The 12,995-nt window shown below is 65.2% G+C and carries 14 protein-coding genes and 2 tRNA genes; 13 read left to right on the top strand and 3 right to left on the bottom strand.

Annotated elements, in window-relative coordinates; translation table 11 throughout:
• Positions 1-162 precede the first annotated feature (162 nt).
• Entirely contained in the window at positions 163-1,413 is a 1,251-nt protein-coding gene (locus tag B3T77_RS08105) for a glycosyltransferase (protein WP_292078735.1), read from the top strand.
• Positions 1,414-1,497: 84 nt separating this feature from the next.
• Here the strand turns inward: B3T77_RS08105 and B3T77_RS08110 are convergent.
• The 3 genes from B3T77_RS08110 to B3T77_RS08120 form a co-directional block, all read right to left on the bottom strand.
• Positions 1,498-1,574, bottom strand: a tRNA-Asp gene (locus B3T77_RS08110).
• Positions 1,575-1,654: 80 nt separating this feature from the next.
• Positions 1,655-1,731, bottom strand: a tRNA-Asp gene (locus B3T77_RS08115).
• A 96-nt stretch (positions 1,732-1,827) separates the two neighbouring features.
• Complete coding sequence (locus tag B3T77_RS08120; RefSeq protein ID WP_292078738.1) at positions 1,828-3,459, bottom strand: AbgT family transporter; 1,632 nt, start codon at positions 3,457-3,459, stop codon at positions 1,828-1,830.
• Between the two features lie 205 nt (positions 3,460-3,664).
• On the opposite strand from B3T77_RS08120, the gene B3T77_RS08125 reads away from it, so the two are divergent.
• The 12 genes from B3T77_RS08125 to nuoI all read left to right on the top strand — a co-directional run bounded on the left by B3T77_RS08125 (position 3,665) and on the right by nuoI (position 12,972).
• The gene (locus B3T77_RS08125; protein WP_017503999.1) at positions 3,665-4,042 is read left to right on the top strand and encodes an NADH-quinone oxidoreductase subunit A; all 378 of its coding nucleotides are present in this window, start codon (positions 3,665-3,667) and stop codon (positions 4,040-4,042) included.
• Entirely contained in the window at positions 4,012-4,641 is a 630-nt protein-coding gene (locus B3T77_RS08130; RefSeq protein ID WP_087119131.1) for a NuoB/complex I 20 kDa subunit family protein, read from the top strand. Before B3T77_RS08125 ends, B3T77_RS08130 begins: the two co-directional genes overlap by 31 nt.
• Positions 4,638-5,267 carry an NADH-quinone oxidoreductase subunit C gene (locus B3T77_RS08135; protein WP_055809080.1) on the top strand — a complete coding sequence of 210 codons (630 nt, stop codon included), beginning with the start codon at positions 4,638-4,640 and terminating at the stop codon, positions 5,265-5,267. The genes B3T77_RS08130 and B3T77_RS08135 overlap by 4 nt, the downstream gene beginning before the upstream one ends.
• Positions 5,268-5,353: 86 nt before the next feature.
• A complete protein-coding gene (locus B3T77_RS08140; RefSeq protein ID WP_156355926.1) occupies positions 5,354-6,532 on the top strand; it encodes an NADH-quinone oxidoreductase subunit D in 1,179 nt (392 codons plus the stop codon).
• Positions 6,529-7,206, top strand: a complete 678-nt coding sequence (nuoE, locus tag B3T77_RS08145; RefSeq protein ID WP_292078742.1) for an NADH-quinone oxidoreductase subunit NuoE — start codon at positions 6,529-6,531, stop codon at positions 7,204-7,206. Before B3T77_RS08140 ends, nuoE begins: the two co-directional genes overlap by 4 nt.
• On the top strand, positions 7,206-7,469 hold the full coding sequence (locus B3T77_RS08150) for a hypothetical protein (RefSeq protein WP_017503994.1): 264 nt from the start codon (positions 7,206-7,208) through the stop codon (positions 7,467-7,469). The genes nuoE and B3T77_RS08150 overlap by 1 nt, the downstream gene beginning before the upstream one ends.
• 5 nt (positions 7,470-7,474) lie before the next feature.
• Complete coding sequence (gene nuoF, locus B3T77_RS08155; protein WP_039247403.1) at positions 7,475-8,788, top strand: NADH-quinone oxidoreductase subunit NuoF; 1,314 nt, start codon at positions 7,475-7,477, stop codon at positions 8,786-8,788.
• Positions 8,789-8,790: 2 nt separating this feature from the next.
• Complete coding sequence (locus B3T77_RS08160; RefSeq protein ID WP_292078746.1) at positions 8,791-9,180, top strand: hypothetical protein; 390 nt, start codon at positions 8,791-8,793, stop codon at positions 9,178-9,180.
• The gene (nuoG, locus tag B3T77_RS08165; RefSeq protein ID WP_292078748.1) at positions 9,180-11,225 is read left to right on the top strand and encodes an NADH-quinone oxidoreductase subunit NuoG; all 2,046 of its coding nucleotides are present in this window, start codon (positions 9,180-9,182) and stop codon (positions 11,223-11,225) included. Before B3T77_RS08160 ends, nuoG begins: the two co-directional genes overlap by 1 nt.
• Positions 11,226-11,228: 3 nt before the next feature.
• Positions 11,229-12,302 carry an NADH-quinone oxidoreductase subunit NuoH gene (gene nuoH, locus B3T77_RS08170; protein ID WP_039247406.1) on the top strand — a complete coding sequence of 358 codons (1,074 nt, stop codon included), beginning with the start codon at positions 11,229-11,231 and terminating at the stop codon, positions 12,300-12,302.
• Positions 12,302-12,481 carry a hypothetical protein gene (locus B3T77_RS08175; protein WP_165116611.1) on the top strand — a complete coding sequence of 60 codons (180 nt, stop codon included), beginning with the start codon at positions 12,302-12,304 and terminating at the stop codon, positions 12,479-12,481. Before nuoH ends, B3T77_RS08175 begins: the two co-directional genes overlap by 1 nt.
• Positions 12,481-12,972 carry an NADH-quinone oxidoreductase subunit NuoI gene (gene nuoI / locus B3T77_RS08180; protein WP_017503987.1) on the top strand — a complete coding sequence of 164 codons (492 nt, stop codon included), beginning with the start codon at positions 12,481-12,483 and terminating at the stop codon, positions 12,970-12,972. The genes B3T77_RS08175 and nuoI overlap by 1 nt, the downstream gene beginning before the upstream one ends.
• Positions 12,973-12,995 lie beyond the last annotated feature (23 nt).

Genomic DNA, 12,995 nt, shown 5'->3' on the forward strand with positions numbered 1-12,995 from the left:
CGATGCCCGATAGGGCGAATGCGGAGGAAATCGCGACGGCGCGCACTTGAGCTTTGCCGCGCCCGGGTCTACGGGCGTCGAACGGTCCAAAGGCCGCGTCCCGTGGACGCATCCATCGAACCCCTTCGGCGTTCGACAGCCCAGACCAGGCGAGAACACTCCATGAGCATGACAGACCTCGACGTCCAGGAAAGCGAACTCCGACTGATTCCGGGGCTGGACGTGGAAGTCGCCGAAACGCTGCGGGCCCTAAAGGCGGCGGCGATGGACGAGCGACCTCGCCTGGTGGACACTACAATGCTCTATGCGCCGCGCTCAGGCGGGGTGAAGCGCTATATCCTGTCCAAGAAGGCATGGATCGAGGCCAATCGGCCGGGGATCAGTCATTCGCTGATCGTCCCCGGCGCGCGTCACAAGGCGCGCGCCGACGGCATCGTACAGCTTAGGGCGACCAAGCTGCCGTTCGGCGACGGCTATCGCTGGCCCAGTTCAGTCAAACGCTGGAGCGCCTGGGTGGCGGCGATGAAGCCGTCGATCATCGAGGCCGGCGACCCTTACACACCGGGGCAGGGGGCTTTGGAGGCCGGTCAGCGGGTCGGATGCCCGGTCGTCGGCTTCTGCCACTCCGATCCGGCCGGTCTGGCGGCGTTGCATTTCGGCGAATGGGCCAAGAAGCCGGTGGAGAAGCGCTGGGCGAAGCTGTTTTCACAGTTTGATCGGGTCGTGTCGCCCAGCCGCTTTATCGCACGGCGCCTGGAAGAGGCCGGTGTGAACAACATCGTCATTCGACCTCTGGGCGTGGAGATCGACACCTTCCGGCCGGAACGTCGTGATCGGCAGTGGCTGCTGAAACAGCTGGGTCTGGGCGATGACGCGCGGCTGCTGTGCTTCGCCGGTCGTCCGGCCAAGGAAAAGAACGTCGATGTGCTGATCGAGGCGGTCCAGAAGCTGGGGGCGCCCTATCATCTGGTTCTTGTAGGCGCAGGCGCGGGGATGCCTGAAGAGGATCGCGTCATCTCCATGCCCTATGAAAGCGATCCCAAGGCAGTCGCAAAGATCATCGCCAGCTGCGACGCCTTCGTTCACGCCAATGATAAAGAGCCGTTCGGGCTGATCGTGCTGGAGGCCATGGCCTGCGGCCGGCCCGTCGTCGGGGTCAACGCGGGCGGGGTAGCCGAAACCGTCGACGAAAGCGTGGGGCAACTGGCCGCCAGCGCGGACGCCGACGATTACGCCCAGGCGGTCGAGGCCCTGTTCACGCGCGACATCGAAGCGATCGGTCGGGCGGCGCGCGAGAAGGCGGTCAGCCAGTTCGCCTGGAACCGCGTCTTCGAAGACCTCTGCGTGGTCTATGGCGAGCTGACGGGTGAAGCGGCGTTCGTGAACCCGGATATTGCATTGCCGCTGCACTGAGCGGCCAGGGCCACGACGTGTTCGAATGGCGCGTTTCCGAAAACGGGAGCGCGCCACTTCTTTTATCGATGTCTTGAAAAGAAGTGGCGCGAGTGACGGGGCTCGAACCCGCGACCTCCGGCGTGACAGGCCGGCACTCTAACCAACTGAGCTACACCCGCGTATCAGGTCGAAACTTTTGAGCTGTTTCGAAAGCTTTTTGGGAAGGCGGTGTGCGCCACTCTTCTATTTCTAGAAAGAGTGGCGCGAGTGACGGGGCTCGAACCCGCGACCTCCGGCGTGACAGGCCGGCACTCTAACCAACTGAGCTACACCCGCGTTTCCCGGCCGAAGCGGCTGTGCGCCCCGGCGAGGGGCGTCGTTTAGGCGGGCTGACACATCGCGTCAAGCGACCTTTTCGGAGAAACGCGCCCCTCAGCGCGACGGGGCTGTGGACGGTGCGACCATCGCCGCCTGGGGCGGGCTGTGCGGACCCGCTACGCCGCCGTCGGCCGGCTCATGGGCCGCCTCGGCGGGAGACGGCGGCTCATAGTGGACGCCGACGCCCGGCCCCAGCGGCAGGTCGAAGGCGACCCAGGCCGCCACCATCGCTAGACCCGCGACCAGGAAGGCTCCGGCATACGGCAGCATAGTCGCCATCAGCGATCCCAAACCGAATCGTGGATCCCAGCGCTGCGCGAAGGTCAGGATCAGCGGGAAGTAGCTCATCAACGGCGTGGCGATGTTGGTGACGGAATCGCCCATGCGATAGGCGGCGGTCGTCATCTCCGGCGAAATGCCCAGCAGCATGAACATCGGCACCACAATGGGCGCCAGGGCCGACCACTTGGCCGAGGCCGAGCCGATGAACAGGTCGAAGAAGCAGGAGACGAAGACGACGCAGATCAGCAGCAGCGGGGCGGGCAGGGCCAGGGTCTTCAGACCCGCCGCCGCATTGACCGCCAGGATCGGCCCCAGGCCCGACCAGTTGAACATGGCCACGAAGTGGGCGGCAAAGAAGGCCAGCACGATATAGGGCGCCAACTGGGCGATGCCGTCGCGCATCATCGTGACCATGTCGCGATGCGACTGGATCGTGCCGGCTCCCGCACCATAGGCGCCGCCGGTGACGAAGAAGGTGATGGCGAAGAAGGCGACCAGGGACTTGTAGAGCGGATTGAACTTCTGCTCCGGGTCCACCTCGGGATCGACGAACGGCGAGCCCGGTATGAAGGTCAGCAGGGCCCAGAGCGCGATCATGCCCAGAAGCGCCAGGCCGGCGAACTTCAGGCCGCGCTTTTCGGCGGCGGTCAGGGGCTGTTTTTCCGAAGCGTTCGGTGCGGCGACCCCCTCTGACGGCTTCCAGACGCCGAGGCGCGGCTCGATCACCCGGTCGGTCAGAAACCAGACGATGGGGGTGAAGACGAAGACGACGCCGACGATGAAGAACCAGTTGCCGGCGATGTTGACCGAATAGGACGGATCGATCAGGCGGGCGGCCGGCTCGGTGATGCCTAGGATCAAGGCGTCGCTGGCGCCGGGAAACAGGTTGCCGGCGTATCCGCCGGACACGGCGGCGAAGCCTGCGGCCAGACCCGCCAGCGGATGGCGGCCCGCTGCGGCGAAGATGACGGCCGCCAGCGGGATGACGACGACATAGGAGGCGTCCGACGCGTGATGGGACACCATGCCGGTGATCACGACGACGGGCGTCAGTATGGAACGCGGGGCGTTCAGCAGGGCGCCGCGAATGGCGGTGGCGAACATCCCCGTGCGTTCGGCGACTGAAGCGCCATAGATGATGGTGATGACGATCCCGAGAGGCGGGAAGTCCGCCAGGGTGCGCGGCATGCCGATGATCAGCTGTTCCAGATTCCCGGCCGACAACAGGCTCTTGGCGACCAGTTGATCGCCGGTCACCGGATTGACGGCCGACCAGCCCAAGCCGGCGCCGACCATGCTGAGCACGATCAGACCGCCGATCAGCCACAGAAACAGGAAGACGGGATCGGGCAGTCGATTGCCGATCCGCTCGACAGCGTTCAGGGCGCGGCTGGCTAGGCTCATTCGGATGACTTTCGGTTACGCGATCGGCTCGCCAATAGGCCTTTGCAGCCCGGCGACGCGCAAGCGTCGGCCCTGCGACATATGGCGCGCAAAGTTGCGAGCCGTTCTCAATGAAAATCCAATGGCCGCAGGGGTTTGAACGGCGGCGGTCTTGGGTCTAAGAAGCGCCGAATCCCGCCTCTCCCCGGCGGACGAGGTTCTTCGAATGAACGCATTCCTTCTCGAATATCTTCCGGTCCTGGTCTTCGCCGGCGTGGCCGCCTTCATCGGCATTCTTTTCATCGTGCTGCCGCTGCTGCTGGCGCCGAAGAGCCCCGATAGCGAGAAGCTGTCGGCCTATGAGTGCGGCTTCAACGCCTTCGATGATGCCCGGATGAAGTTCGACATCCGCTTCTATCTGGTGTCGATCCTGTTCATCATCTTCGACCTGGAAGTCGCCTTCCTGTTCCCGTGGGCGGTGTCGATGTTCGATCTGTCGCACGCCGGCATGGTCTTCGCCTTCTGGTCGATGATGGTCTTCCTGGGCGTGCTGACCATCGGCTTCATCTACGAATGGAAGAAGGGAGCCCTGGAATGGGAGTAGTCGCCGCTTCCAAGCCCGCAGGCCTGGTGTCTGCATCGGGCGCGCCGCTGGTTCCGGCCGGCGCCGGCGCGCGTTCGACCGTCGAGGGTTATGACCCCAAGGTCCACGACAAGTTCTTCGAGGCCGTGAACATGGAGCTCGGCGAGCGCGGCTATCTGGTCGCTGCCGCCGACGACGTCATCAACTGGGCCCGCACGGGCTCGCTGATGTGGATGACCTTCGGCCTGGCCTGCTGCGCGGTCGAGATGATCCAGATGTCGATGCCGCGCTTCGATGTCGAGCGCTTCGGCATGGCGCCGCGGGCCAGCCCGCGTCAGTCGGACCTGATGATCGTCGCCGGCACCCTGACCAACAAGATGGCCCCGGCCATCCGCAAGGTCTACGACCAGATGCCCGATCCGCGTTATGTCGTGTCGATGGGCAGCTGCGCCAACGGCGGCGGCTACTACCACTATAGTTACAGCGTCGTGCGCGGTTGCGACCGCGTGGTGCCGGTGGACGTCTATGTGCCCGGCTGCCCGCCGACGGCCGAGGCGCTGCTGTACGGCCTGCTGCAACTGCAGAAGAAGATCCGTCGCACGGGGACCATCGACCGATGACCTCTCTGGCTGTTCAAGCGCAACACGAAGCCGCCCTGACGCCGCTGGGCGCCGAGATGGTCGGCGCCTTGGGTGTCGAGGCCCAGGTGGCGTTCGGCGAACTGACGCTGGTCGCGCCGCGCGAGCGGATCGTCGAGGTGCTGACGGCGCTGCGCGATCAGTTCGGCTTCCAGCAGCTGCTCGACCTGTGCGGCGTGGACTATCCGGATCGCAAGGAGCGGTTCGAGGTGGTCTATCACCTGCTGTCGATGACGCGGAACGCGCGCCTGCGGGTCAAGGTCTCGACCGACGAGACCCAGCCGGTGCCCTCGGTCATCTCGGCCTATCCGGCCGCCAACTGGTTCGAGCGTGAAGCCTACGACATGTACGGCATGCTGTTCTCGGGCCACCCGGACATGCGTCGCCTGCTGACGGACTACGGCTTTGAAGGCCATCCGCTGCGCAAGGACTTCCCGATGACGGGCTATGTCGAGGTCCGCTACGACGAGGAACAGCGCCGCGTGGTCTATGAGCCGGTCAAGCTGACCCAAGAGTTCCGCACCTTCGATTTCCTGTCGCCCTGGGAGGGCGCCGAATACCCCGCGCCGGTCCTGCCCGGTGACGAGAAGGCGGGAGGCCAGGCGTAATGGCTGACGGAAACCCCACCCTGCCGCCGCTGGGCGTCGATGTGTTCGAGGACGATCTCGACACCCGCACCGCCCATGCGCGCGAAATGGAAGACCGCAAGTTCACCATCAACTTCGGCCCGCAACACCCGGCCGCGCACGGCGTGCTGCGCCTGGTGCTGGAGCTGGACGGCGAGATCGTCGAGCGCGTCGATCCGCACATCGGCCTGCTGCACCGCGGCACCGAAAAGCTGATGGAGGCCCGCACATACCTTCAGAACGTGCCGTATCTGGACCGGTTGGACTACGTCTCGCCGATGAACCAGGAGCACGCCTTCTGCCTGGCGATCGAGAAGCTGCTGGGCATCGAGGTTCCGTACCGGGCGCAGCTGATCCGCGTCCTGTATTCGGAGATCGGCCGCATCCTGTCGCACATGCTGAACGTGACGACCCAGGCCATGGACGTCGGCGCCCTGACGCCGCCGCTCTGGGGCTTTGAAGAACGCGAAAAGCTGATGGTGTTCTACGAGCGCGCCTGCGGCGCCCGTCTGCACGCCAACTACTTCCGTCCCGGCGGCGTCCACCAGGACCTGCCGATGGACCTGATCGACGACATCGGCCGCTGGTGCCACGAGTTCCCGCCGGCGCTGAAGGACATCGAAAGCCTGGTCACCGAGAACCGCATCTTCAAACAGCGCAACGTCGACATCGGCGTGGTGTCCAAGCAGGAAGCTCTGGAATGGGGCTTCACCGGCGTGATGCTGCGCGGCTCTAACATCGCCTGGGACCTGCGCAAGTCGCAGCCCTATGAGTGCTATGCCGAGCTCGACTTCGACGTGGTCGTCGGCAAGAACGGCGACTGCTGGGACCGCTATCTGGTGCGCATCGAGGAGATGAAGCAGTCGGTGCGGATCATGGAGCAGTGCATCCACAAGCTGCGCAACTGCCCCGGCGAGCCGGTGATGGTCGAGGACAACAAGATCGTCCCGCCGCGCCGTGGCGAGATGAAGCGCTCGATGGAGTCGCTAATCCACCACTTCAAGCTCTACACCGAGGGATTCAAGACGCCCGAGGGCGAGGTCTATGCCTCGGTCGAGGCGCCCAAGGGCGAGTTCGGCATCTATCTGGTGTCGGACGGCACCAACAAACCCTATCGCGTGAAGATCTCGGCGCCGGGCTTCCGCTCGCTGCAGGCGATGGATTGGATGAACCGTGGCCACCAGCTGGCCGACGTGTCCGCCATCCTGGGCTCGCTCGACATCGTTTTCGGAGAAGTGGACCGATGAGCGTTCGTCGTCTCGCCAAGGAACAGCCCGCCTCGTTCGCCTTCTCGGCCGATACGACGGCCAAGGCCGAATGGTGGATCAAGAAATATCCGGATGGCCGTCGTCAGTCGGCGGTAATCCCGATCCTGTGGCTGGTGCAGAAGCAGGAAGGCTGGGTGTCCGAACCCGCTATCCGCGCGATCGCCGAGCTGCTGGACATGGCCTACATCCGGGTGCTGGAGGTCGCGACCTTCTACACCATGTTCATGCTGGAGCCGGTCGGCAAGACGGCGCTGATCCAGGTGTGCGGCACCACGCCTTGCATGCTGCGCGGCGCCAATGAGCTGATGCGCGTCTGCAAGGAGAAGATCGGTCCCAAGGATCATCTGTCCGCAGACGGCCGCTTCACCTGGCAGGAAGTCGAGTGCCTGGGCGCCTGCTCCAACGCGCCGATGGCCCAGATCAACGACTACTATTTCGAGGACCTGACGCCCGAGACGATAGGCCAGATCATCGACGATTTCGCCGCCGGCAAGACGCCCGAGCGGGGTTCCTACATCGGTCGCACCAATGCGGCGCCGGAAGGCGGGGCCAAGACCCTGCTGGACGCGACGCTGTATGACGGCTCGGCCGCCAAGCCGATCAAGAAGCTGCCAAACAGCGATCCCGCGCCGGTCGAGAAGGCCCCAGCCTGATGTCGCCGCCGGATCTGAACACCGAGGAGGGCCGCGCAGCCTACCGCAAGGAACTGCGCAACGTCGGGCGTCCGCTGCGCGCGGGCGGCCTGGCTATGGTCGTCGGCGCGGCCGTTCTGATCCTGATCTCGCGTCAGGGCGCAGTCGGACCGTGGGCGGTCAATCTCTCCTACTTCATGCTGGCGGCGGGCTGGGTGATGGTCATCGCGGCCATCTGGATGCGCACGCGCCACCACAAGCGCCGTCTGGCGGAAGGACTCTGAGGGCCATGGTCGGCATTCTCGAAGACAAGGATCGCATCTTCACCAACCTGTACGGCTTCCACGACTGGACGCTGGATGGGGCGAAGAACCGCGGCGCCTGGAACGCCACCAAGGACATGCTGGACCTTGGCCGCGACTGGATCATCAACAACGTCAAGGCCTCGGGTCTGCGCGGCCGTGGCGGCGCGGGCTTCTCGACCGGCCTGAAGTGGTCGTTCATGCCCAAGGAAGTGAAGGATCGTCCTCACTACCTGGTTATCAACGCCGACGAATCCGAGCCCGCGACCTGCAAGGACCGCGAGATCATGCGCCATGATCCGCACCTGCTGATCGAAGGCGCGCTGATCGCCAGCTTCGCGATGCAGGCCCACGCCTGCTACATCTATCTGCGCGGCGAATACGTGCTGGAGCGCGAGCGGATGGAAGCCGCCGTCAAGCAGGCCTATGAGGCCAAGCTGATCGGCGACGGCAACGTCCACGGCTGGGACTTCCACGTCTATATCCACCACGGCGCGGGCGCCTATATCTGCGGCGAAGAGACGGCTCTGCTGGAATCGTTGGAAGGCAAGAAGGGTCAACCGCGTCTGAAGCCGCCGTTCCCGGCCGGCGCGGGTCTCTACGGCTGCCCGACCACGGTGAACAACGTCGAGTCGATCGCCGTCGTCGGCACGATCCTGCGTCGCGGCGCCGACTGGTTCGCCAGCTTCGGCCGTCCGAACAACACCGGCACCAAACTGATGTCGCTGTCCGGCCACGTGAACACCCCCTGCGTGGTCGAAGAGGCCATGTCGATCCCGCTGCGTCAGCTGATCGAGGATCACGGCGGCGGCGTGCGCGGCGGCTGGAGCAATCTGAAGGCCATCATCCCGGGCGGCGCGTCCTGCCCGGTCATCACGCGCGAACAGGCCGAGACGGTCCTGATGGACTTCGATTCCATGCGCGAGGTTCGCTCGTCGCTGGGCACCGCCGGCGTGACGGTGATGGACGAATCCACCGACATCGTGAAGGCGATCGCCCGCATCAGCTACTTCTTCAAGCACGAGAGCTGCGGCCAGTGCACGCCGTGCCGCGAAGGCACCGGCTGGATGTGGCGCGTGCTGGAACGGATGGCTGTGGGCGAGGCCGATCCGTCGGAGATCGACCTGCTGCTGGACGTCGCCGGACAAGTTGAAGGCCACACCATCTGCGCCCTGGGCGACGCCGCCGCCTGGCCGGTTCAGGGCCTGATCCGTCATTTCCGTCACGAGATCGAAGAGCGGATCGCCAACTATCGCAGCCGCCGCGCGAACTTCGCCGGCCACGCGATCGCGGCGGAGTAGAGATGCGCCTCGCCGTCGCCCTGTTGCTGACGCTTCCGATCCTCGCCGCTTGCGGCGAGCGGGAAAAGGCTGCGCCTGAAGCGTCGACCGCGCCCGCGACGGCGGCTCCTGCTGAAGTCGGGCCTGTCGCGACGGCGGCGGCTCCGGCGAACCTCGAAGCGGCTTGCCGCGATGTGGTGAACCGCATGTATGGCCAAGAAGGCGACGCCGTCGTCTTCACCGCCACCGGCGAACGCACGGCCCAGGTGTCGTGGCGCGCGCCGGTCGATGGCGGCAGGCTGGAATTTGAATGCCGGGCGGAAGCCGACGGTGCGGGCCTGTTCCGCGACGGTCAGCGGATGTCCGTGGATGTACAAATGGCGGCTCCCGCCGCCAAGCAAGAGGCCCGCTGATGCCTATCGCCAAGGTCAACGGCGTCGAAACCGAGTTTGAGCCCGGCATGACCGTGCTCCAGGTCGCCGAACGCGCGGGACACGAGATTCCGCGCTTCTGCTATCACGAGCGCCTGTCCATCGCCGGCAACTGCCGCATGTGCCTGGTCGAGGTGAAGCCTGGACCGCCGAAGCCGCAGGCTTCGTGCGCGCTTCCGGCCGCCGACGGTCAGGAAATCTTCACCGACACGCCGATGGTCAAGAAGGCTCGCGAAGGGGTGATGGAGTTCCTGCTGATCAACCACCCGCTGGATTGCCCGATCTGCGACCAGGGCGGCGAGTGCGACCTGCAGGACCAGTCGGTCGGCTATGGCCGCGACGGCTCGCGCTATTCGGAGAACAAGCGCGCGGTCGAAGAAAAGGCGATGGGTCCGACCATCAAGACCTTCATGACGCGCTGCATTCAGTGCACGCGCTGCGTCCGCTTCATCACCGAAGTCGCCGGCGTGCCGGACATCGGCATGATATCGCGCGGCGAGGACGCCGAGATCACGACCTATCTGGAGAAGTCGGTCGCCTCGGAACTGTCAGGCAACGTCAATGACCTGTGCCCGGTCGGCGCCCTGACGCACCGTCCTTGGCAGTACCACTATCGTCCGTGGGAACTGAAGAAGACCGAGACCATCGACGTCATGGACGCCCTGGGCTCGAACATCCGCGCCGACTATCGCGGGTCCGAGGTCATGCGCGTGTTGCCGCGTGTCAACGAGGGCATTAACGAGGAGTGGCTGTCGGACAAGAGCCGCTACGTCGTCGACGGCCTGACCGCGCGTCGTCTGGACCGTCCGTGGATCCGTGAGAACGGCAAGCTGCGCGCCGCGTCATGGAACGAGGCGCTGGACGCCGTCGCCGCCAAGCTGAAGGCCGCGCCGGCCGACCGTGTCGGCGTGATCGCCGGCGACCTGCAGGACGCCGAGTCGATGAAGGCGACGCTGGATCTGTTCCGCGCGCTCGGCTCCAACAACACCGACTGCCGCCAGGACGGGGCCGCCGTGGGTTATGGCCCTCGCGAGGGATGGCTGTTCAACTCCGGCCTGGAAGGCATTGAAAAGGCTGACGCCGTTCTGATCGTCGGCGCCAATCCCCGCACCGAGGCGCCGCTGCTGAATGCGCGCCTTCGCAAGGCCTGGCTGAAGGGCGACGTGGAGATCGGTCTGATCGGCGAACAGGCCGACCTGACGTTCGACTACGCCTATCTGGGCGCAGGCACGCAGACTCTGGCCAAGCTGCCGAAGTCGGCGCTGGACTTCCTGACGAAGGCCGAGCGTCCGGCGATCATCGTCGGCTCGGGCGCGCTGGGCGGGGAGGGCGGCCCGGCCGTCCTGAACGCGCTCGGCGCCCTGGCCAAGAAGGTCGGCGTCGTCGCCGAAGGCTGGAACGGCTTCAACGTCCTGCACCACGCCGCCTCGCGCGTGGCCGGTCTGGACATGGGCTTCGTGCCGGCTGAGGGCGGCCTGACTGTCGCCGAAATGCTGAAGCCAGATGCGCTGGACGTGCTGTTCCTGTTGGGCGCCGACGAGATCGATCCGACCGGTTCGAACGCCTTCCGCGTCTATCTGGGCAGCCACGGCGACCGCGGCGCGCATGGCGCGGACGTGATCCTGCCGGGCGCGGCTTATACCGAGAAGGCCGGCCTGTACGTCAACACCGAGGGCCGGGTGCAGATGGCCGAACGCGTCGTCTTCCCCAAGGGCGAGGCGAAGGAAGACTGGGCCATCATCCGCGCCCTGTCGGCGCGCGTCGACAAGACCCTGCCTTACGACACGCTGGAGCAACTGCGCGCCAAGCTGATGGGCGATCACCCGACCTTTGGCCGGATCGACTGTCTGCCCGCGTCGGCGGCGTTCGACGTGGCGGCCCTGGGCGCCAAGGGCGATCTGGGCGACCGCGCCTTCGTCTCGGCGGTGGCCGACCCGTATCTTTCAAATCCGATAGCGCGCGCCAGCGCGACGATGGCCGAGCTGTCCGCCCTGCGGATCCAGTCGGTCGCAATGGCGGCGGAGTAAGCCATGGACCCCGTTTCCTTCTGGGCCACGCCTCTGGGCTGGACGCTGATCACCGTCGGTCAGGTCCTGCTGATCACGGTCGGCGTGCTGATCGCCGTCGCCTTCCTGCTGCTGGCCGACCGCAAGGTCTGGGCCGGCGTGCAGATGCGCAAGGGTCCGAACGTCGTCGGCCCCTTCGGCCTGCTTCAATCCTTCGCCGACATGATCAAGTTCGTGCTGAAGGAGGTCGTGATCCCGGCCGGCGCGGACAAGGCGGTCTTCATCATCGCGCCGATCATCACCGTCATCCTGGCCTTCATGGCCTGGGCGGTCATTCCGTTCGCGCCCGGTTGGGTCGTGTCGGACCTGAACGTCGGCATCCTGTACATCTTCGCGGTGTCGTCGCTGGGCGTTTACGGCATCATCATGGGCGGCTGGGCTTCGAACTCGAAGTATCCGTTCCTGGGCTCGCTGCGTTCGGCGGCGCAGATGGTGTCCTATGAAGTCTCGCTGGGCCTGATCATCATCAATGTGATCCTGCTGGCCGGCACCATGAACCTGTCGGCCATCGTCGACAGCCAAAAGGGCATGTTCTGGAACTGGTACGGCTTCGGCGGCGGCGCCGATACCTGGCCGCTGGTGGTGATCCTTTTCCCGATGTCGATCATCTTCTTCATCTCGGCCCTGGCCGAGACCAACCGCCCGCCATTCGACCTGCCCGAGGCCGAATCCGAACTGGTCGCCGGTTATCAGGTCGAATACAGCTCGACGCCCTATCTGCTGTTCATGATGGGCGAGTACGTCAACATCGTCTTCATGTCGGCGATGATCAGCCTGCTGTTCTTCGGCGGCTGGAACCCCGGCGTGCCGCAGGCCTGGATGGATGGGCTGCCGGCCTGGATCGCCTATACGATCTATCTGCTGACTTTCATGGCCAAGACGGTCTTCTGGTTCATCATGATCTCGATGGTGAAGGCCTTCGTGCCGCGCTATCGCTATGACCAACTGATGCGTCTGGGCTGGAAGATCTTCCTGCCGACGTCGCTGGTCGCGGTTGTGATCGTGTCGGCGTGGCGCGTCTTCGTTGTGGGGTCGTGATGCGCGGCCTCACCATCGGCCTCGGTCTTGTGACGATGACCGCCGCCTGCGCGCCCGACGCTTCGCGTATGCCCGAGTCGAGCTATCAATGGCAGCAACGCCAGGACCGCATCGAACAGGACTGGCGCGCCAGCCAGACCGCTCCCAAGACGACGCCCGCCCCCAAGGATAAGCCCTGATGTTCACCCGTATCGTCCAGGCGACCAAGGGCGCGATGATGCTGGACGTCATCGGCGCCATCGGTCTGTCGCTGAAATATATGGCCCGTCCCAAGATGACGGTGAACTATCCGTTCGAGCGCAATCCGCAGTCCCCGCGCTTTCGTGGCGAGCACGCGCTGCGTCGCTATGCGAACGGCGAGGAACGCTGCATCGCCTGCAAGCTGTGCGAAGCCATCTGCCCCGCCCAGGCCATCACCATCGAGGCCGAGCCGCGCGCCGACGGCAGCCGCCGCACGACCCGCTACGACATCGACATGGTCAAATGCATCTACTGCGGCCTGTGCCAGGAGGCCTGCCCGGTGGACGCCATCGTGGAAGGGCCGAACTCGGAGTTCGCCGTGGAGACGCGCGAAGAGCTGCTCTACGACAAGCAACGCCTGCTCGATAACGGCGATCGCTGGGAACGGCAGATCGCCAAGAATCTGGAACTCGACGCGCCTTACCGCTAAGGCGCATCTCGCTAAACGGGTCG

It is taken from the genome of Brevundimonas sp. UBA7838 (genome assembly GCF_002500885.1).
Lineage (GTDB): Bacteria > Pseudomonadota > Alphaproteobacteria > Caulobacterales > Caulobacteraceae > Brevundimonas > Brevundimonas vesicularis_C.

What these genes read in the sequence shown, in the direction of transcription:
- B3T77_RS08105 (WP_292078735.1), top strand. Translation starts at nt 163, where the DNA reads ATGAGCATGACAGACCTCGACGTCCAGGAAAGCGAACTCCGACTGATT.
- B3T77_RS08120 (WP_292078738.1), bottom strand. Translation starts at nt 3,459, where the DNA reads ATGAGCCTAGCCAGCCGCGCCCTGAACGCTGTCGAGCGGATCGGCAAT.
- B3T77_RS08125 (WP_017503999.1), top strand. Translation starts at nt 3,665, where the DNA reads ATGAACGCATTCCTTCTCGAATATCTTCCGGTCCTGGTCTTCGCCGGC.
- B3T77_RS08130 (WP_087119131.1), top strand. Translation starts at nt 4,012, where the DNA reads ATGGAAGAAGGGAGCCCTGGAATGGGAGTAGTCGCCGCTTCCAAGCCC.
- B3T77_RS08135 (WP_055809080.1), top strand. Translation starts at nt 4,638, where the DNA reads ATGACCTCTCTGGCTGTTCAAGCGCAACACGAAGCCGCCCTGACGCCG.
- B3T77_RS08140 (WP_156355926.1), top strand. Translation starts at nt 5,354, where the DNA reads ATGGAAGACCGCAAGTTCACCATCAACTTCGGCCCGCAACACCCGGCC.
- nuoE (WP_292078742.1), top strand. Translation starts at nt 6,529, where the DNA reads ATGAGCGTTCGTCGTCTCGCCAAGGAACAGCCCGCCTCGTTCGCCTTC.
- B3T77_RS08150 (WP_017503994.1), top strand. Translation starts at nt 7,206, where the DNA reads ATGTCGCCGCCGGATCTGAACACCGAGGAGGGCCGCGCAGCCTACCGC.
- nuoF (WP_039247403.1), top strand. Translation starts at nt 7,475, where the DNA reads ATGGTCGGCATTCTCGAAGACAAGGATCGCATCTTCACCAACCTGTAC.
- B3T77_RS08160 (WP_292078746.1), top strand. Translation starts at nt 8,791, where the DNA reads ATGCGCCTCGCCGTCGCCCTGTTGCTGACGCTTCCGATCCTCGCCGCT.
- nuoG (WP_292078748.1), top strand. Translation starts at nt 9,180, where the DNA reads ATGCCTATCGCCAAGGTCAACGGCGTCGAAACCGAGTTTGAGCCCGGC.
- nuoH (WP_039247406.1), top strand. Translation starts at nt 11,229, where the DNA reads ATGGACCCCGTTTCCTTCTGGGCCACGCCTCTGGGCTGGACGCTGATC.
- B3T77_RS08175 (WP_165116611.1), top strand. Translation starts at nt 12,302, where the DNA reads ATGCGCGGCCTCACCATCGGCCTCGGTCTTGTGACGATGACCGCCGCC.
- nuoI (WP_017503987.1), top strand. Translation starts at nt 12,481, where the DNA reads ATGTTCACCCGTATCGTCCAGGCGACCAAGGGCGCGATGATGCTGGAC.